This window comes from Flavobacterium sp. C3NV, from assembly GCF_046825355.2.
Classification (GTDB): domain Bacteria; phylum Bacteroidota; class Bacteroidia; order Flavobacteriales; family Flavobacteriaceae; genus Flavobacterium.
The window spans coordinates 1-19,668 of the sequence record NZ_JBKQBJ020000011.1; the positions used below are offsets into that span (position 1 = coordinate 1).

General features: G+C 33.5%; 21 protein-coding genes and 1 tRNA gene. 12 read left to right on the forward strand and 10 right to left on the reverse strand.

Translation table 11 applies throughout. The features are described 5' to 3' along the window. Positions 1–835: IS110 family transposase (locus ACIDC4_RS15895; RefSeq protein ID WP_488381149.1), on the reverse strand; the 835-nt coding region annotated here is incomplete at its 3' end. Between the two features lie 632 nt (positions 836–1,467). Here ACIDC4_RS15895 and ACIDC4_RS15900 point away from each other — a divergent pair. The 11 genes from ACIDC4_RS15900 to ACIDC4_RS15950 all read left to right on the forward strand — a co-directional run bounded on the left by ACIDC4_RS15900 (position 1,468) and on the right by ACIDC4_RS15950 (position 10,968). Further along, positions 1,468–1,538 (forward strand) — tRNA-Trp (locus ACIDC4_RS15900). Positions 1,539–2,117: 579 nt separating this feature from the next. After that, positions 2,118–2,696, forward strand: a complete 579-nt coding sequence (locus tag ACIDC4_RS15905) for a nucleotide exchange factor GrpE (RefSeq protein ID WP_412044154.1) — start codon at positions 2,118–2,120, stop codon at positions 2,694–2,696. Positions 2,697–2,778: 82 nt separating this feature from the next. Then, positions 2,779–3,891: a molecular chaperone DnaJ gene (dnaJ, locus tag ACIDC4_RS15910; RefSeq protein WP_412044153.1), complete on the forward strand. Its 1,113-nt coding sequence runs from the start codon at positions 2,779–2,781 to the stop codon at positions 3,889–3,891. Positions 3,892–4,051: 160 nt separating this feature from the next. Next, positions 4,052–4,978 (forward strand): ABC transporter ATP-binding protein, encoded by a 927-nt coding sequence (locus ACIDC4_RS15915; protein WP_412044152.1) that lies wholly within the window; start codon positions 4,052–4,054, stop codon positions 4,976–4,978. A gap of 85 nt (positions 4,979–5,063) precedes the next feature. Continuing rightward, positions 5,064–6,380: an ABC transporter permease gene (locus ACIDC4_RS15920; RefSeq protein ID WP_412044151.1), complete on the forward strand. Its 1,317-nt coding sequence runs from the start codon at positions 5,064–5,066 to the stop codon at positions 6,378–6,380. A gap of 100 nt (positions 6,381–6,480) precedes the next feature. Then, entirely contained in the window at positions 6,481–7,644 is a 1,164-nt protein-coding gene (locus ACIDC4_RS15925; protein ID WP_412044150.1) for a sigma-54-dependent transcriptional regulator, read from the forward strand. A 101-nt stretch (positions 7,645–7,745) separates the two neighbouring features. Then, positions 7,746–8,411: a DEAD/DEAH box helicase gene (locus ACIDC4_RS15930; RefSeq protein ID WP_412044149.1), complete on the forward strand. Its 666-nt coding sequence runs from the start codon at positions 7,746–7,748 to the stop codon at positions 8,409–8,411. Positions 8,412–8,476: 65 nt separating this feature from the next. Beyond that, on the forward strand, positions 8,477–9,292 hold the full coding sequence (locus ACIDC4_RS15935; protein ID WP_412044148.1) for an alpha/beta hydrolase: 816 nt from the start codon (positions 8,477–8,479) through the stop codon (positions 9,290–9,292). A gap of 29 nt (positions 9,293–9,321) precedes the next feature. Beyond that, positions 9,322–9,540, forward strand: coding sequence for a putative signal transducing protein (locus tag ACIDC4_RS15940; RefSeq protein WP_230040820.1), 219 nt, complete (start codon positions 9,322–9,324; stop codon positions 9,538–9,540). Positions 9,541–9,627: 87 nt separating this feature from the next. Next, on the forward strand, positions 9,628–10,431 hold the full coding sequence (locus tag ACIDC4_RS15945; RefSeq protein WP_412044147.1) for a Cof-type HAD-IIB family hydrolase: 804 nt from the start codon (positions 9,628–9,630) through the stop codon (positions 10,429–10,431). Positions 10,432–10,440: 9 nt separating this feature from the next. After that, positions 10,441–10,968 carry a GNAT family N-acetyltransferase gene (locus tag ACIDC4_RS15950; RefSeq protein WP_412044146.1) on the forward strand — a complete coding sequence of 176 codons (528 nt, stop codon included), beginning with the start codon at positions 10,441–10,443 and terminating at the stop codon, positions 10,966–10,968. Between the two features lie 102 nt (positions 10,969–11,070). Here ACIDC4_RS15950 and ACIDC4_RS15955 read toward each other — a convergent pair whose 3' ends face one another. Then, positions 11,071–11,589, reverse strand: a complete 519-nt coding sequence (locus ACIDC4_RS15955; RefSeq protein WP_065451486.1) for a hypothetical protein — start codon at positions 11,587–11,589, stop codon at positions 11,071–11,073. Positions 11,590–12,093: 504 nt separating this feature from the next. Between ACIDC4_RS15955 and mtaB the strand changes: the two genes are divergently transcribed. Then, positions 12,094–13,428, forward strand: coding sequence for a tRNA (N(6)-L-threonylcarbamoyladenosine(37)-C(2))-methylthiotransferase MtaB (gene mtaB, locus ACIDC4_RS15960; RefSeq protein WP_412044145.1), 1,335 nt, complete (start codon positions 12,094–12,096; stop codon positions 13,426–13,428). 208 nt (positions 13,429–13,636) lie between these two features. On the opposite strand, the gene ACIDC4_RS15965 is transcribed toward mtaB, so the two are convergent. The 8 genes from ACIDC4_RS15965 to ACIDC4_RS16000 all read right to left on the reverse strand — a co-directional run bounded on the left by ACIDC4_RS15965 (position 13,637) and on the right by ACIDC4_RS16000 (position 19,638). Then, positions 13,637–14,254 carry a hypothetical protein gene (locus ACIDC4_RS15965; protein ID WP_412044144.1) on the reverse strand — a complete coding sequence of 206 codons (618 nt, stop codon included), beginning with the start codon at positions 14,252–14,254 and terminating at the stop codon, positions 13,637–13,639. Positions 14,255–14,257: 3 nt separating this feature from the next. Further along, positions 14,258–14,767: a hypothetical protein gene (locus ACIDC4_RS15970; RefSeq protein ID WP_412044143.1), complete on the reverse strand. Its 510-nt coding sequence runs from the start codon at positions 14,765–14,767 to the stop codon at positions 14,258–14,260. Between the two features lie 108 nt (positions 14,768–14,875). Next, the gene (locus tag ACIDC4_RS15975; protein ID WP_412044142.1) at positions 14,876–15,592 is read right to left on the reverse strand and encodes a 3-ketoacyl-ACP reductase; all 717 of its coding nucleotides are present in this window, start codon (positions 15,590–15,592) and stop codon (positions 14,876–14,878) included. A 114-nt stretch (positions 15,593–15,706) separates the two neighbouring features. After that, on the reverse strand, positions 15,707–16,294 hold the full coding sequence (locus ACIDC4_RS15980; protein ID WP_412044141.1) for an LURP-one-related/scramblase family protein: 588 nt from the start codon (positions 16,292–16,294) through the stop codon (positions 15,707–15,709). Positions 16,295–16,436: 142 nt separating this feature from the next. After that, the gene (locus ACIDC4_RS15985) at positions 16,437–16,757 is read right to left on the reverse strand and encodes a TonB-dependent receptor plug domain-containing protein (protein WP_412044140.1); all 321 of its coding nucleotides are present in this window, start codon (positions 16,755–16,757) and stop codon (positions 16,437–16,439) included. Positions 16,758–16,836: 79 nt separating this feature from the next. Further along, positions 16,837–17,778, reverse strand: coding sequence for a hypothetical protein (locus ACIDC4_RS15990; RefSeq protein WP_412044139.1), 942 nt, complete (start codon positions 17,776–17,778; stop codon positions 16,837–16,839). Positions 17,779–17,780: 2 nt separating this feature from the next. Continuing rightward, positions 17,781–18,281 carry an RNA polymerase sigma factor gene (locus ACIDC4_RS15995; RefSeq protein ID WP_412044138.1) on the reverse strand — a complete coding sequence of 167 codons (501 nt, stop codon included), beginning with the start codon at positions 18,279–18,281 and terminating at the stop codon, positions 17,781–17,783. Between the two features lie 520 nt (positions 18,282–18,801). Continuing rightward, positions 18,802–19,638 (reverse strand): DUF6929 family protein, encoded by an 837-nt coding sequence (locus ACIDC4_RS16000; RefSeq protein ID WP_412044137.1) that lies wholly within the window; start codon positions 19,636–19,638, stop codon positions 18,802–18,804. Positions 19,639–19,668 lie beyond the last annotated feature (30 nt).

Consider the following 19,668-nt stretch of genomic DNA (forward strand, 5'->3'; position numbering starts at 1 on the left):
AATGCATTGATTTTCTTAAGGCTCTATTTCCTTTTTTAGATATTCTGGGTTTTCCTTTTACTGATGTACCAGATTGCTTTTCTTTTACATCCAGTCCCGCATAACTGGATAATTGTGATTTGTTTCTGATTAGCTCAAAACCATTTGTTTCTGCCAAAACAATTACAGCTGTCAGTTCCCCAACTCCCGGTATGGTTGTTATCCTGTCTATAATTTGTCTTAAATCCGGATTTTCTTTTACGATGCAGTCAATATCCTCTTTAATTTCTTTCTCCTGTGAATTTAAAAATCGTATTCTTGCCTGCATTCTCTCTAAGCTTCTCTGATTTGGTTCAGCTTCTGTGATTTCAGCATGTATTTGATTTTTGATAATGCTTCTTTCCTGAACAATCTGATCTCTTTCCCTGGTTAACTGCTGCAATTCCTTATAAGTAACTTTAGGCTTGGACCACTTATCCAATTTTCGCTCTAAACCAAATTGGGCGATTGCCTGGGAACAGCTTTTGTCTGTAACGGTTTTTAACTCCAAAGTTCGCATGTAGTTACTTATTTTATTAGGCAGTACAATACTTAACTTATAATTATTGTCAGTTAAGAAATAAGCAAACTTTTGATGATATACACCCGTAGCCTCCATAACATAAAGAACATCAACTTCATTGTCTGTTAATTTATTTGTCCACTCAACCAATGATTTAAAACCAGAATCGCTATTTTTGAAAACTTTATAGGCAAATAATTCTATTGAAAAATCATCTAAAAGATGTCCTAAAGTCACTACCAATTCTTTTTGAGCTACATCAATTCCTGCTACTTGTTTTACAATTTTACCCATCATTACTTTTTTTAAATTTAATATATAAAGTGATGAATCTTCCTTCGTCTTTTCTCCTGATTGGATATTCTGGATATTAAGCATGCTTAACTCCTTACATTCTGTTCAGACTCTAAAAGATAAAAAAGAATGAGGTAATTTCTTTGCGAGAATATGTTTCTACGAACTATTTAGCCGCGAATGCACTCTCATCCCTTTTCACTTTAATAATGCAAATTTAAAAAAGTAAAAACTTCTAAATTAACTTTGCAAACATAGGAGGACGCTAAGATTTACGCAGAGTTCGCAAAGCTTTGCGATAATTAGAGGAAATAATTCGTGAATTCGTAGCGAAATTAAACGCAAAGTTTTTGTTTTACTTCAAGCATAGAAAACACAAAGTTCGCCAAGCCAGATAAACATAAAGCTTTGCGAACTTTGTGTTTTTATAAAACCTACCTTTAAAATCTTAGCGCACTTTGCGGTTAATTTTGCAAAGTTTTTGTTTTTGATAGAAAAGGATAACTTTCGCAAAGCTTTGTGGTTGATTGTGTTAATGGATTATCAGCAATTATCTTGCTGAAATCTTTTTAAATATGCCTGAAATAGTTGCCAGAGAAGAAAAAAAACTTTTAATTTGCCGACCTTAAGTTACGGGCGTAGTTCAAGGGTAGAATAGCGGTCTCCAAAACCGTTGATGGGGGTTCGAATCCCTCCGCCCGTGCAATATTTTTTACCGCAAAGAGCGCAAAGATTTTTATCTAAGAATAATAAAGTTCGCAAAGCTAAATCAATACAAAGCTTTGCGAACTTTCTTTTTTTATAAAAATTAAGAGGAAAAAAATTTACCGCAGAGAACACAAAGTTTTTTAAATTGTTAGCTTAGTAAAAAACACAAAGTTCACAAAGCTTTGCGGACTTAGATTGTGTAAACACAACTTAAATCTTAGTGATCTCTGCGGAAAAACCTTTGCGTTCTCTGCGGTAAATTTTTCTTTCTCAAAAAAGCATAAAAAAAAGCTTCGTCTGAAATAGGCGAAGCTTTTTTTAATATAAGGTAAAGTTGAATTAATAATTATTTATAAAGCCGAGGCTAACCTTAAATTCAATTTTGATTGGTGATAATTTAATTTCCAATTTTGGAACTCAAATTTACTATAAACTAAAACGTAATAGTCTTAAAATTGTATTAAATTTTAATTCGTAATTTTCGTTTTTTAAACGGCTCAGTTGCAATAAAGTGACAATTTGACATTTTACAAGATTTGGCAGTACTTTTGCAATCCAACAGAAAGAATAAAAAATGAAGTTTAAGAATATTTTTAAAAATAAAAGTGATATGACTACGGAAAATACAGAGTTCGATCAGGAATTAGATGATGCAACGTTAGAGAACAATGCAAACGGTGAACAATTAATTGTTGAAGAATTAAGTGTTGAAGAGCAATTGGCTCAAGACTTGGCAAAAGAAAAAGATAAATTCTTGAGATTATTTGCTGAATTTGAAAATTACAAAAAAAGAACTTCAAAAGAACGTATCGAATTGTTTAAAACTGCAAATCAGGATGTTTTAGTTTCGATGCTTCCTGTTTTGGATGATTTTGACAGAGCGATTGTAGAAATCAACAAGTCTGATGATGAAAATCTGAAAAAAGGTGTTGAGTTGATTCACGAAAAATTGAGAAATACTTTGGTTTCTAAAGGTTTAGAGCAAGTTGAAGTAAGAGCAGGAGATGCTTTTAATGCTGATTTTGCTGAGGCAATTACCCAAATTCCGGCTCCGTCTGAGAAATTAAAAGGGAAAATTGTTGATGTTATTGAAAAAGGATACAAATTAGGAGACAAAATTATTCGTTTCCCTAAAGTTGTTACCGGAAACTAAAAAAAAACGGACAAATATTCTGAAGGTCAATTTTTAAAGTATTGGAATTTGGAATTGTTTGATTTGCAATTTAACCTAAATTATGAAAAAAGATTTTTACGAAATACTAGGCATTTCAAAAAATGCTGATGCTGCCGAAATTAAAAAAGCTTACCGAAAAAGTGCATTGAAATATCACCCGGATAAAAATCCAGGCGACAAAGAGGCAGAAGAAAACTTCAAATTAGCTGCAGAAGCGTATGAAGTTCTAAGCGATCCTAACAAAAAAGCGAAATACGACCAATACGGACACCAGGCATTTGATGGTTCCGGCGGATTTGGCGGTGGCCACGGTGGTATGAATATGGATGACATTTTCAGCCAGTTTGGTGATATTTTTGGTGGAGGATTTGGTGGTTTCGGTGGAGGCGGAGGCGGTGGCCCTCGTCGTGCTAAAGGAAGCAATCTTCGAATTAAAGTAAAACTGACTTTAGAAGAAATTGCAAATGGAGTTGAGAAAAAAGTAAAAGTAAAACGTAAAGTTCAGGCTAAAGGAGTAACATACAAAACGTGTTCGACTTGTAACGGTCAGGGGCAGGTAATGCGCGTAACCAATACTATTTTAGGAAGAATGCAATCTGCGTCAACTTGTCCTACTTGTGGCGGCTCTGGTCAGATTTTAGATAAAAGACCTTCTGAAGCAGATGCTCAGGGAATGGTTCAGGAAGACGAAACAGTATCAATCAAAATTCCTGCTGGAGTTGTAGATGGTATGCAATTGAAAGTTTCTAATAAAGGAAACGATGCTCCCGGAAATAGTATTCCAGGAGATTTAATTGTAGCTATCGAAGAACTGGAGCACGAATTCCTGAAACGTGAAGGTGAAAACATTCACTATGATTTATACATCAGTTTCCCGGAAGCAGTCTTAGGAGTTTCTAAAGATATTGAAGCCATCAACGGAAAAGTTCGTATTAAATTAGAAGAAGGAATCCAATCCGGAAAAATCCTGAGATTAAAAGGAAAAGGTATTCCTAGTATAAACGGTTACGGAAGTGGTGATTTACTAGTTCACGTAAATGTCTGGACGCCAAAAACGTTGAATAAAGAGCAAAAACAATTTTTTGAAAATGCTTTAAACGACGATCATTTTATTCCAAGTCCTGAAAAATCAGAAAAATCATTTTTTGAGAAAGTAAAAGATATGTTTTCATAAACTCAGCTTTTTTAAAAAGTAAATAAATTTAAGACCCATTCTATACTAAATTATAGAATGGGTTTTTTTGCTAATAATACAAAATTTCGTTAGTAATTATTTACTTTTACATTCTTAATGCCACAATGGTCCAACCAAAGCAGAAAATCTTAAATATAGCATGAGCAACTTACTCGAAGTACATAAAGTCGTAAAACAATACGGCGATTATGTAGCGCTTAACGAAGTTTCATTAAATGTACCAAAAGGTAGTATTTATGGGCTATTAGGTCCAAATGGAGCCGGAAAAACTTCCCTTATACGAATCATCAATCAAATTACTTTGCCGGATAGCGGCGAAATAATTTTAGATGGAGAAAAATTACAGCCAAAACATGTGCAGACTATTGGTTATCTTCCTGAAGAAAGAGGGTTGTATACCTCGATGAAAGTAGGCGAGCAATGTTTGTATCTGGCACAAATGAAAGGACTTAGTAAAGCCGAAGCAAAAGTGCAGCTTGAATATTGGTTTGATCGTTTGGGAATTCAGGGTTGGTGGAACAAAAAAATCCAGGAACTTTCTAAAGGAATGGCACAAAAAATTCAGTTTGTGGTTTGTGTATTGCATAAACCAAAATTGCTGATTTTTGATGAGCCTTTTTCCGGATTTGATCCCGTAAATGCAAATGTGATCAAAGATGAAATTTTGGCATTAAAAGAACAAGGTGCAACCATTATTTTTTCGACTCACCGTATGGAAAGCGTTGAGGAGCTTTGCGATCATATTGCTTTAATTCATAAATCGAATAAATTAATCGAAGGAAAACTAAGCGACGTCAAACGTCAGTTTAGAACCAATAGTTTTGAAGTAGGGATTTTGACCAGTAATGTTGAAGGTTTAATGTACGATATCACGCAAAAGTTTACGGTTTCGCCGGCAAGTTTTAAATCATTGAATGATGATTTGAAATTGGATATCCAGATAGGAAATTCGACTCCAAATGAGTTATTAAATATCCTGACACAACGCGGACAAGTAACCCATTTTGTAGAAAAAATACCAAGTGTAAACGATATTTTTATTCAGACAGTTACTGAAAAAGTTTAGATTTCAGATTTTAGATTTTAGAGTGAAAACCTGGAGTCTAAAATGTAAAATCTAAAGTCAACAATCTAAAATCTAAAATAAAAAAATGAGTATAATTTCATTAATTATTAAAAGAGAATTCATTGCAAAAGTTCGCAATAAGTCTTTTGTTGTCATGACTTTTTTAAGTCCGTTGTTGTTTGTTGCAATCGCGGGATTTATTGGTTATTTGAGTTCGATGAAAGCTGAAACAAAAAAAATCGCCATTCATGACGAAACAGGTTTGTTTGCGAATGATTTTGTAAAACAGAACAAAAAACAAGCAGCCTTTAAATATCTAAATCTGTCTGAAATAGATACAAAAGCGCTTAAAGATAGTATTACGAATGAGAGTTTTGATGGTTTAATTATTATTCCAAAAACAAATAATTTAAAAGATTTAGAAAGTAAAATTGAATTTATTTCGAACAATAGTCCCAGTATTTCTTTTATCGAAAAAACACAGGATGTTATTGGGGAGAAAATTACAAAGATAAATCTCGAAACAGCAAAACTCGATACATTAGCCATTCAAAAAGCACAATCTTCAGTTAATATTCATTTGATAAAAGCTTCCGGAGAAGAGAGTCTAAAAGGATTAAATGAAATTAAAATAGGTATTGGCGGAGCATTTGGCTATTTGATTATGATGTTCATTATCATTTACGGAAACATGGTCATGCGTAGTGTCATCGAAGAAAAAACAAACCGAATTATAGAAATCATTATTTCATCGGTAAAACCATTTCAGTTGATGATTGGTAAAATCATCGGAACTTCATTGGCAGGATTATTACAATTTATGATTTGGGCGATAATAGGGTTGAGTTTGATGTTTGCAGCTTCGGCTTTTTTTGGCGTAAATGTTGGACCAACAGCACGAATTTCACCTGAATTAATGCAGTCAGCGCAAAATGAAATGTCGGGAAGTGCTCAAATGTACATAAGCGAATTATGGAATTTGCCCATTGCCAGTATCATAATAGGTTTTATCATTTATTTTATTGGAGGATATTTTTTATATAGTTCGTTTTATGCAGCAATTGGAGCAGCAGTTGACAATCAAACCGATTCTCAGCAATTTCTTTTGCCTATTTTAATGCCACTAATTTTAAGTGTTTATATCGGATTTTTTACGGTTGTAAATGATCCCCACGGAACAATTGCCGTTGTGTTTTCGATGATTCCGTTAACTTCGCCAATTGTAATGTTAATGCGACTTCCGTTTGGAGTGCCTTGGTGGCAAATCGCAATTTCGGTATCATTATTGTTTGCTACGTTTTTCCTTGTAGTGTGGTTCGCCGCCAAAATTTACCGAATTGGTATTTTAATGTACGGCAAGAAACCAACCTGGAAGGAATTGTATAGATGGCTTAAATATTAACTTTTAAAAGTTGCTAAGATACTAAGAGGCTAAGATTTCTTAGCTTTATAAATAAAAACCTTAGAGCCTTAGCAACTCAGAACCTTAGAACCTCAAAAAAATGAGTAAAATACTAATTATAGAAGACGAAGCATCGATCAGAAGAGTTTTGGTAAAGATTTTATCAGAAGAGAATGATACCTATCAGGTAGATGAAGCAGAAGATGGGGTTGCGGGTCTTGAAAAAATAAAAAACAACGATTACGATTTGGTTTTGTGCGATATCAAAATGCCAAAAATGGACGGTGTTGAGGTTTTGGAAGAAGCTAAAAAAATCAAACCGGAAATCCCGATGGTGATGATTTCTGGTCACGGCGATATGGAAACCGCGATTCATACCATGCGTTTAGGAGCTTTTGATTATATCTCGAAACCACCGGATTTAAATCGTTTATTGAATACAGTTCGTAATGCTTTAGATAAAAAACAACTTGTAGTTGAAAATAAAATCCTAAAGAAAAAAGTCAGCAAAAACTACGAAATGGTCGGCGAGAGCGAAGCCATCAATCATATTAAATTGATGATTGATAAAGTAGCGCAAACCGAAGCCAGAGTTTTGATTACGGGACCAAACGGAACCGGAAAAGAATTAGTAGCGCATCAATTACATGAAAAAAGCGAACGTGCTAATTTTCCTTTAATCGAAGTAAACTGTGCCGCAATACCAAGTGAATTGATCGAAAGTGAATTGTTTGGTCACGTAAAAGGTGCTTTTACATCGGCAGTAAAAGATCGTGCAGGAAAGTTTGAAGCGGCAGACAAAGGAACTATTTTCCTGGATGAAATTGGAGATATGAGTCTTTCGGCGCAAGCCAAAGTTTTACGTGCTTTGCAGGAAAGTATGATTACCAGGGTTGGGGCCGAAAAAGATATAAAAGTCGATGTTCGTGTTGTGGCTGCAACCAATAAAGATTTAAAAACCGAAATTGCCGAAGGTCGTTTCCGTGAAGATTTGTACCATCGTTTGGCTGTGATTTTAATTAAAGTTCCGCCATTGAACGAAAGACGTGATGATATTCCGGCTTTGATCAGACATTTTGCTGCTAAAATTGCATCGGAACAAGGAAACGTGGTTAAAGTATTTTCGGCGCAAGCCATACAATTATTGCAGGAATACGATTGGACAGGAAATATCCGCGAACTGCGAAATGTAGTCGAAAGATTGATCATTTTAGGAGGAAACGAAATTTCTGAAACCGATGTAAAAATGTTTGCAAGCAAATAGATGCTTCGCGCAATAGGCTTTAAGCTTGAGGCTTTAGTCTATCAAATAGAATAAATAATTTTTGCTTAGAGCGTAGAGCTTAAAGCTTAAAGCACAAAAAGATGAAACTAAAAAAAATAAACGAAAAATTACAAGACGCTTTAGTTGAAAATGGTTTAACAGAAGCAAATGTTTTGCAGCAGGAAACTTTTTCGACGATAAAAAGTGGTGCAGATTGCATTATTCTTTCTCCGGCAGGAAGCGGAAAATCGACAACTATTGTTTTGAATGTAATTCAGCAATTATCAGGTCATACCGAAGAATCACCACGTGCTTTGATTTTTGTTGAAGACAAAGCTAAAGTGTTAGAAATGGAAGCACTTTTTGAGAAGTACGGGAAATATTCTAATCTTGAAGTTTACGGTGTACACGACAAAGGTGATACAGATTATGATAAAAACTATATTTCTACCGGAATAGACGTTTTAATTGGTACACCCAATAAATTAAGCGACATGTTTACAACCGCAGGGTATAATGTAAACCGCTTAAAAATGTTTATTATCGATGATGCTGATCCAATGCTGAAATTACGTCACGAAACTAAAATCATGCGTATTTCTAACAGTATCACCAAAACGCAGCGTCTTATTTTTGCTGAAACATTGACAGAACGTATCGAAATTCTGGCAGATAAAATGATGTTGGAACCTTATTTATTTGATATGGATGAAGAAGGTGAAGAGGAGCTTGATGAGGAAGAAGATGATATTCAGGAAGAAGAGTAAGGAAGTCGCAGTTTTCAGTCTCACTCTGAAAACTGTGACTGCGACTGAAAACTAAAAAATAATCTATGGAGATGCTGAAAACACTTAAATTTTTGACAATTGTGCTTCTGGCATTTTTTGTTGTTATTTATGTAGTCATTGTTTCCTATGTTTATTTCAATCAGGTTGGAATGGTTTTCCAAAGTGCTCAACTTTCAAAAGATTATCAATTTGATTATCACCAGAAATTTGAAGAAATAAATATCACATCTTTTGATGGCGTAAAATTAAACGGATTATTATTTAAAGCTGAAAATTCTAAAGGTTTAGTTTTTTATCTTCATGGAAATGCCGGAACATTAGAAACTTGGGGAAAGATCGCGAAAATTTATACGCGTTTAGGATATGATATTTTTATTTTAGATTATAGAAGTTTTGGTAAAAGTGAAGGTGAAATTGAGAACGAAGAACAATTGAATAAAGATGTTTCTGTTGTTTATAAAACACTAACGAAACGATATCCGAAAAATAAAATTATTATTGCGGGTTATTCAATTGGTTCCGGACTTGCAACTATTTTAGCTTATGAGAATCATCCTAAAGCTTTGATATTGCAATCGCCTTATTTTAGTTTTACAGAATTATCTAGTAAAAGAGTACCGTTTTTTCCGGATTTCTTAAAAAAGTTTAGTTTGGAAACGTATGAATATCTGCCTAAAGTAAAAGCACCAGTTTACATTTTTCACGGAATGAAGGATCAATTGATTCCTTATGAAAATTCGGTTAGATTAAGTCGACTTTTAAAAAGTAACAAGCATTTTTATCCGCTAAAAGATCAGGAACATATTGGTATGAATGAAAACAATGATTTTCAGAATCAGCTAAAAGTAATATTACAGTAGAAATAAAAAAATAATAAAAATAGAATGCTATGGGATTAATGAAAGTATATTCAGGAAGTGAAGTTTTAGCGCTTGCTTTACAAGAAAGATTAGAAGAAGCAGGAGTAGAGACTACAAAAAAAGATAATATTCAGTCAGCTCGTTTAGGCGGTTTTGGACAATCTGATTTAGCCGTTGAGGTATTTATTCAGGAAACAGATTTTGCAAAAGCAAATCCGGTTATAGAAGAATTCAGAATGAGTCTTTAGATAAGTAAATAGTCTCAGTTTTCAGTCTCAGTGAGCACTGAAAACTGAGACTGTGTACTGCGACTAATAAGTGAAAACTAAGAAATAATGCAATATAAAATGCTAGTGCTCGACATGGATGATACCTTGTTGACAGACGATCATAAAATTTCGGACCTAAATAAAAAAGTACTTCTTGAAGCGCAGGCAAAAGGCGTTCATGTAGTTTTGGCTTCAGGCAGACCAACATCTGCCATGACAGCTTACGCTAAAGAATTGCAACTTGATTTGTACGACTCTTATATTATTTCATTTAATGGTGCTGTAATTAGTACAGTAAAAGATGATCTGGTGTTGTTCGAACAATGCCTGACACCGGAACAAATTCATGATTTATACGATTATAGTGTAAAAATGAAAACGCATATTATTACCTATATTGATGGTGAAATTGTTAGCGAAACAGATTCTGAGTACATCGACATCGAAAAAGAAATCACCGGATTACCACACAATAAAGTGCCTGATTTTAAAGCAGCAGTTACCAAACCAGCGGTAAAATGTATTTTATTGGCAGAACCTTCTTATCTAAAAGAAGTTGAAGGAGATTTAAAACTGGCAATGCCACATTTAAGTGTTGCAATGTCCAAACCCTTCTTCCTGGAAGCAGCTCAAAACGGAATTGATAAAGCGGCGAGTTTAAAACTTTTGGCTGAAAAGCTAAACATTCATCAAAGTGAAATTATTGCCGTAGGAAACGCTGGAAATGATTTAACCATGATAGAATACGCCGGACTTGGAGTTTGGGTTGATAATGTTACGCCTGAATTACGTGACAGAGCAGATATTATTGTAGCTTCAAATAATGATGATGGAGTTGCTGAAGTGGTACAACGCTATATTTTAAACTAAATTTTTTAGATGAAAGAGCCAATAGAAACACAACGATTGCTTTTAAGGGAATTACTTCTCACGGATGTTGATGGAATGTTTGAATTGGATTCTAATCCTAATGTTCATCTTTTTGTTGGAAATAAACCTATTACCCATATTGACGAAAGTCGGGCTTATATTGAATTGGTTCAGCAACAATACAAAAATTTTGGAACTGGTCGCTGGGCAGTTGTTCTAAAAGAAAACAATGAGTTTATAGGCTGGTCAGGAATAAAATTTATTACCAATGAAATCAATAATCATAAAGATTTTTATGAAATAGGATATCGTTTTATCGAAAAACATTGGGGAAAAGGATACGCAACCGAAGCTGGGAAAGCTTTTGTAGACTATGCTTTTAATACAATGAAAGTAGATGCATTATACGCTTACGCTGATAAAGGAAATGAAAATTCAAGAAGAATTTTAGAAAAGCTTGGTTTGCAGTACGTGAATTCTTTTGAATATGAAGAAGAATTGGAAGTTTGGTACGAACTAAAAAATCCAAACTTATAAAACCTAAGAAATGCGTTCCAAATCTTTGTAAACTTAATCTCGTTTAAGATTCACAAAGATTTGGAAAACAGCTCGTAGTTTTTCTAATACTTATATTAGAAATTATTTTTTAGCTACAGAAACAAAATATTTATTTCCGTCACCCATTGTAAGTTTTACACGCTCGTCGCAAAGATCGATTGCAAAATTCGCGCTTTCGTAACAAGTACAAGTAGTGTTTTTGTCTTTAGACATTTCAGTTTTACAATTGTTGTTCTTAAAAGTTGACAATTGTGGAGTATACAAACTAACTAAATCAGTAGAAGCCGTTACTAACGAAATAATACTTGCTGAATTATTACTTGTAATTCTGTAAACAATTCTATCTGTATAGTTTACTTCATTTACTGTTACTTTGCGAATATAAGTGTAAGCTGTTGAGCCTTCACCCGGTTCTTTTACTTCAAATTTAAATCCAACCGCACGAATTGCAATATCAAATTGAGATTGAGAATTTAAGCTCGCCCAAGTTGTCAATGTACTAATAGATGGAAATGGATTAGCAGCTGGAGCAGCAGTTTGCGCTTGCGAGCTAAAAATGGTTAAGAACATCAAGCAGATTGTGGGTAAAAATGCTTTCATATGGAGTTTTAATTTATAATTTTTGCCTACTCTTTCTGGTTTTCGGCCTTCCCATTTTTTATAACAACAAAACAACAACATAACGAGGGAAAATCAAAATTGTTATGTGCAAATTATTGTTTAAATAATATAATTTTTTCTTACTAGTTTTATAGAAAGTGAAATTACTTTTTATGAATGAATTAAACAAAGTTAAATGTAAGAAAATTTGAATTTAATACGTGAAAAAATGTATTTAATCGATGATATTTGCATTTAATCGATAATTTTGTCATTTTATTCTTATTGAATTCATGAGTTGCTTTTATTGCAAATAAATTTTATTCCTTGTTTGTTTGGTTTACTATATAGTTTTTTAGAACAGACTAAATATTGGTTTGCTTCAAAATATTGATATATAGTGTATTATTGATTTTATTTTAAAGAATATTGTACGTAAATTTGCAAACTCTTTAAAAGAGATGTAAATATAATATCTTACTACTTAAAACGTAGTTTATTCCCATGGAAAACAGAAAAAAAGTTGCCTTTTATACGCTTGGTTGCAAACTGAATTTTTCAGAAACTTCTACAATCGCCAGAAACTTTAATGACGAAGGTTTTGATCGCGTTGATTTTGAAGAAATAGCAGACATTTATGTTATCAATACTTGCTCAGTTACTGAGAATGCTGATAAGCAATTTAAGCAGGTCGTAAAAAAAGCAATGAAACTTAACGATAAAGCTTTTGTTGCGGCAGTAGGCTGCTACGCACAATTAAAACCGGAAGAATTAGCGGCTGTTGATGGCGTTGATTTGGTTCTTGGTGCTACCGAAAAATTTAAAATTACCGATTATATTAATGATTTGAGTAAAAATGACATGGGTGAGGTTCACTCATGCGAAATTGCCGAAGCTGATTTTTATGTGGGTAGTTATTCTATTGGAGACAGAACCCGTGCTTTCCTGAAAGTTCAGGACGGTTGCGATTATAAATGTACCTATTGTACGATTCCGTTAGCAAGAGGAATTTCAAGAAGTGATGCTTTAGAAAATGTATTACAAAATGCCAAAGAGATTTCGGCTCAAAATATCAAAGAGATTGTTTTAACCGGAGTAAATATTGGTGATTACGGAAAAGGAGAATTCGGGAACAAAAAACACGAACATACTTTTCTTGATTTAGTTCAGGCTTTGGATAAGGTTGACGGAATCGAACGTTTGAGAATTTCATCAATAGAGCCTAATTTATTGAAAAATGAAACGATAGAATTTGTTTCTAAAAGCAGAACTTTTGTACCTCATTTTCATATTCCGTTGCAATCAGGAAGTAATGATATTTTAAAATTAATGAAACGTCGTTATTTACGTGAAGTCTATACAGAACGAGTAAACAAAATTCGTGAAGTAATGCCACACGCTTGTATTGGTGTCGACGTGATTGTAGGTTTCCCTGGTGAAACCGATGAGCATTTCTTAGAAACGTATCATTTTCTTAATGAAATGGATATTTCATATTTACACGTATTCACGTATTCTGAAAGAGACAATACCGAAGCGGCAAATATGCCAGGAACTGTTCCTGCAAATGTAAGAGCAAAACGAAGCAAAATGCTACGCGGATTATCCGTTAAAAAACGTCGTGCTTTCTATGAAGGTCAATTAGGATCTAACAGAACGGTTTTGTTCGAAAGTGAAAATAAAGAAGGATATATTCACGGTTTTACCGAAAACTACGTAAAAGTAAAAACACCATGGAATCCGGAATTGGTAAATACATTACAAGAAATTAACCTGACAAAAATCGACGAAGACGGAAGTGTTCGTTTAGAGTTTTTAAATAAATTGGCAGAAGCATAAAAGATATAGTTTTTGCGCAAAGTTTGTCATTGCCAGGAACGAAGCAACCACACTAATAAAACAGAAAAGCCCTTTGTACAAAAGGGCTTTTCTGTTTTCTAGAACTTTGTCAAAGTTTAAAACTTTGACAAAGTTGAAACGTTAAATTCTATTTCTGATCTTCTAGAATTACCCATTTCAGAGAATGAATAGCAAAAACTCGCGACATTTATTTCAATTCAATTTTCTTTCGGGTCAATTTTAAACTTTCGTCATTAGGATCCCTTTCCATTTTATAAACTGTTTTATTTTTAATAAAAATGGTGTTTTGTAAATCTTCAGCTGTAAATCCATCACAACCAGTTGAAATTAAAAAGGATTCTATAATTTGTTTCCAATTTGAATTTTGTAAAGAATAGGTTGTCATCGAATAAGTACATCCGTTCATAGGCGCCTGAAAGATTGAAAAATCATCTTTTCCATCTTGGTTTAAATCTCCTTCGTTAATAAGTTGAGCTTCACAACATCCAATAATTATGGGTTTTAATACTGAATTACTAAAAGAAATCGTGTATTCGTCAGGAGTACCGTCTTCAATAGGATTTCCTTCACCTTCTTTTGTTTTTGTAACAAAGGCAAATTCATTTTTTCCGTCACCATCGAAGTCGCCTTCAATTTTTTCACCAATCAAGAGTTTATTTGTTTTTTCTCCTTGAGAAGTTTTGTCTTGAAGTTTAACCGAAACAGAATCTTTTTTTGATTTTTCGATTATTGGATTCTCGGATTTATTTTTTTGCGAACAGGAAATCAAAAGAAAAGCGGCGAATAACAGGATAGTTTTATACATACTCTATTTCTGATCTTCCGGAATCACCAATTTCAACGAATTGATATAATCTGTATCAAACTCGATAACTCTGATTTTTTGTGGATTAAAACTCAATTCACCACCAAACTGACCTTTTATATCTAAAAAATCAATAGTTAATTCCTCGTCGTTTAATTCTATCAGTTTTCCTAGATAAGCTGATTTCGCTGATTTTTTCGAAATCTGAAAAATACCGTATTTATTATTTACATAATTCAGGATCGAACTCAAATCACGAATCGGGATAATATCCTCAGCATTTGTTTTTAGACCTTTTAAGCGAATTACTTTTTCAGTAAATGCAAGATCCTGATCTCTGTGAATGGCTTCGATATTTTTGTTTTTCAAAATCACAAATCCATCCAGTATAAAATCTTCAGGATTGTTTCGCAGTAAAATCCAGTCATCAGAATAATCAATTAGAAATCCGGTAAAAAGTTCTTTTTTATCTGTGAATTCTATTGATATTAATTGTCTTAAATATTGTTCCATTATGTTTTGTTTAAAATTCCAATTTTTAAAATTCCAAATTCCAATTTAAATAGCAGTTGGAATTTGGAATTTATCCCGAAGTTTCGGAATTGGAATTTATTGATTTTTTTAAGGATTAGTAGACCAAATACTGCTGTTTTTTATAAAAACACGACGGCTTAATTTCAGCTGAGCAATAATTAATTCGGCTACATCTTCAGATTGCATTACTTTATCCGGATTTCCGTCTGTTAATTTTAAATCTAAAGCCAAATCGGTGGCAACCGTACTCGGAGTTAAAGCCGTAACGCGAATATTATGTTTACGAACTTCCTGCATCAAAGAATCAGTCAATCCTAAAACGGCAAATTTCGATGCGCTGTAAGCACTTGTCAATGCATTTCCGTTTAATCCTGCTGTCGACGAAATATTGATAATATCACCAGTTTGTCTTTCGATCATATTAGGTAAAATAGCGCGGGTTGTATAATACGTTCCCATTAAGTTGACCTGAATAATTTTTTCCCAGGCAGCTGGCTCCAATGTCATGAAATTTCCAAAAGCAGCGATTCCGGCATTATTGATTAAAATGTCTATGGTTTTAAATTCTGCAAAAGCTTTTTCTACAGCACCATTGATAGAATTAATATCTGAAACGTCAGCAGATAAAGCCAGGGATTTTACGTCTAATGCAGCAGTTTCAGTCGCCAATTGATCAACATCTGCCTGAGTTCTTGAAACTAAAATTACGTTTACTCCTTCTTTAGCAAGTGCAATCGCAATTGCTTTTCCAATTCCTTTTCCTGCACCTGTAATTAAGGCATTTTTATTTTTTAAGTCTGTCATGATTTATTTTTTAGAAATGCAAAAAGCATCATTTTAGTAACACAAAAATACAGTTTTTGCTTCCTAAAATGATGCTTTCAGCTATTTTCTTAATCTAAGTTTAACAACTTTTATCTATTCCTTTAGTACCATGTCTATACACATGACAGCGGCAAGGATTAATTGTCTAAGCGGGCTGTCAGGTGCAACAGTTTCCTCGATTTGCAGTACATAATTATCAGCGCTGGTAAAAAACTCTTTACCCATTCCTGCCCATTTTTTACTTACCTGAGCCAATTGTTTGTTTTCGTGACTGAATTTAAAATCCCAGCCCGTCCATTTTCCCTGAAGCGTTGCGGCAGTTCTTTCGTTTTTATCCAGAATTTCAAATTTTCCTCCAATCGAAAATAATTTTTGTTTAAATGTTCCCACCAAACGATCTTTTTCGTCAAAAACTTCAACAGTCGAACGTAACCATGCGATACCACGTTTTACCGAAATTATTTTTTCGCCTGAAGCGGTAGTAATTTCAATATCAAAAGGAGTCATTCTTTTATAATCGGTAAAGCGTAACATTTTGGTAAAAAAGCCCAGATTATTTTCGCGGCAGTTCATTATAATTTCATTGCTTTCCGGATTATAAATATCATAGTTGTTAGCGGCTTTAAACATTCCGATATGTTCTTTTACAAGAAATAGATTCTGATTTAAAAGTGGGTTCATGAAATTTTGTTTGATATTGATTTATGTAAATATTTTTTATCTGAAGAAATTTTGAAGAATTTTCAAAAGGAGGTCAAATGTAAAAATAATTTTGTTAATAAATCAATATTAAATTCGAATGAAATTGACGAAATTAAAACAGTTACTCTTTTCTTTTTGATGTAATAATAATAGCTCCATTTACAGCTTTGTTTCCATAAAGAGCAGTGGCATCAATACCCTTTAGAACTTTAATGCTTTCAATGTCATTAGGATTTACTTTAGAAAACTTTTTGGCATCTATTACAATTCCGTCCAGAATTGTTAGTGGCTCATTAAGAAGAGGCCTTGATGGTGCACAGATAATTATTTTATTGGTTAAAATGGAGTGCAATGTGTCTTTTTTAGTTGTTTTTTCCTGCGCTTTTCCTACGAAACATATAAGCATAGAAAGTGCTAATGAAATAAGTTTTACGTTTTTCATGATTAATTTTAAATAAATGATAGGTTTTTATCTTTGTCAAAGCACCATACTTTGACAAAGATTTTTTAGATTTTTTCTTTTAGTTTTTAGGAGTTGGCTTACCCGTTTTAGTAGTAATAATGACAACTCCTTTTTTGCCTTTTTCACCATATTTTGATGTAGCTTCAAGATCCTGAAGAACAGTTATGGTTTTTATTTCCTGTTTGTTTAAAGGTGCATAAGGACTTGTTGGATTTTTACCGAATAAATCATTTTCAGAATAATAAATTCCGTCAATAATATATAATGGAGCATCCAGAACAACCAGTGAATCTACATTTTCCGGTTGTAAATTCGGAAGTTCGGCCTGCATCATTTTGTCTCTTTTTTGGTCGTCGCTGTGCGCTATTGCATTTCCGTTGAGAACAATTAGCGGAGCACTTTTTTTAGTCATTTGAGATTGTTTATCAGCAAAAGCAACTTTAGCCGATTCTCTTTCTACAGTTCTGGAATAATCTGAATTTTGAGCTGCTTTGTCTTTCAAATTATTATTATCCTCTTCTAAAGCATATTCAGCTTGTATTGGTGCGGCAGCTGGTTCTTCGATAATTATGGCATCTGCTGTTCCTGCTCCCACAGCTTCAGTAACATAAACGGTTGTTTCTGTTGCATTGTTTTCGCTGATAATTGGCTTGTCTAAAATTTTAACCGCTTCGGGTTTTGGAACGAGAGGTGATTCTGAAGAAACAACACTTTCATTTTTTTCTAAAATGTTTTGTTCTATCTTTTCTTTATTAACAATTGTAGAATTCTGAATTGTTGTTTTATCTGATTTTATAAACTGAGATCCTATCGAAATAAGTAATAAAAGAGAAGCTGCGATGGCAATTTTTTTCCATAATGCGATTGCTTTTTTATCTTCTTTTTTATCGAGTTTATCTTCAACGCGCGCCCAGACTTTATCCATTCCGGGAAAATCCTTTTGTTCCGAGTTTTCTGCGGCTTCTTTAAATTTATTGAATATTTTATCCTGATTGTCCATGACTATTTTACTTTTTGGTAATACAATTTGTTTACTAATTCCTTTAGTTTCGTTTTAGCGGCATTCAATTGTGATTTTGATGTGCCTTCAGAAATGTTTAGCATTGCGGCTATTTCTTTGTGTCCGAAACCTTCGATAACAAAAAGATTAAAAACAGTTTTGCAGCCGTCTGGAATATGGTTGAGTAAATTGAGTAAATCTTCTTCTTCTAATGTATTAATCTCATCCGTAAAAGGTTGCGAAAGTAATTTGACATCATCAAGATACATATTAAAATTGGTGTTTTTCTTGATCGTTGCCAAACAATGATTTACGGTTATTTTGCGCGCCCAGGCCTCAAAAGCCAGAACTTCTTTTAGTTGTTCCAGTTTTGTAAATATGGTGTAGAAAGCGTCAGCCATAGCTTCTTCTATTTCTTCTTCCTTTTTGAGGTATCGTTTGCAAAGGCGATACAATTTTGGAGCCATGTGCTCATAAACCTGACGCTGCGCATCGCGGTTCATTTTTTTGCAGTTAGAAATTAGCGTTTCGTTTATCACAATTGTTGTCTTTATACTAAAGAGGGTTAAAAAGATAAAAAGGTTGGGACGGTTATTAAAAAAAGTTTTTTTTAAAGGTTCAAAGTTGCAAAAGGTTTAAAGGTACAGAGGTTTTATCTTTGAATATATTTGTAAAGGCGCAAGGATATTCGCCAATCTTTGTCGATCTACTTTGCATTTCCAGGGATTAAAATCCCTGGCTACAAAATAAATCATTCCTCCGGAATTTTACAAAGAGTTCCGGAGGAACGGATCATATTGTAGGGATGGATTTTAATCCATCTTTGCAGTTGGTCAAATAATTTTTTCATTCGAGATTAACGATGCAAATTGACATTCTTTACGGGAGACATACTGCTTTGCGCCTCTACGTTTTTTGGTAATCTTCAATAATCTTTGCGTATCTCTGCGAAAGCTTTGTGAACCTTTGTGTTATAATAATGGCACAGAGATTCACAGAGAAATTCACAAAGTCTCACAAAATTTACTTAACCGGTAAACTCAATTTAAAAATCTTAGTTTCCAACAACTCCGTATCATTATCCTCGCACAATAAAAACTCAATTTTGTCATTTGATTTTTTATAGAAAGTCAAACCTTCGAATTTATTGGTTGATGTTATTTTTTGAGTAAAATCTATTTTCATGGTTTTAAGGTCGATTCGGCCAATGAAACTTCCAAGGATTTCCCCATCATCGTATGTTGATTTGGTATCTTCAGCGGTAGAAAGGAAATAAATTTTGTCTTCGACCAAAATAGCATCGGTAAAACTGGAGCGAACACCTTTTATTTTAGGCAATTTATAATTGGTAGCAACCAAAGCAAATTCTTCTCCCAAACTTTTAGCATGAATGGTAAAAATGGTGTTTTTATTCGAAACTCCGTTTCCGCGATTGAATAAATACCAGTTTTCACCATCAAAAATGGCACCTTCGAGATTAAAATCTTCCGGTTTTATTTCGCCAAAACTTTGCATTAAACCGTATAAATCAACGAGATTGTTTTTTTGTAAAATGGTTTTGTTTTTAAGATCAAACTCGATCATTTTGTTTCTGTTTTCGGTAGAACCGGAACCAAATACATATAAGGTATCATTATGATGCGTGATCGATTCAAAATCGGGTTTAAGTTTTTTCGGAATGTTTTGCGACGGATTATCAATTAATGCATGTTGGTTTAATTGCTGATTCTGCATGTTGTATTCGTATAAAAATCCGCTGTTATCACCAATAATATAAAGTGCATCATTGTTATAAAATAATCCCGATGCTGAACCGATGCCTATGATTTGAAATAATATTTCTAATGTGAATTTTTCCATGAATTTTTGTTTTGAAAGCTTTTATTTATC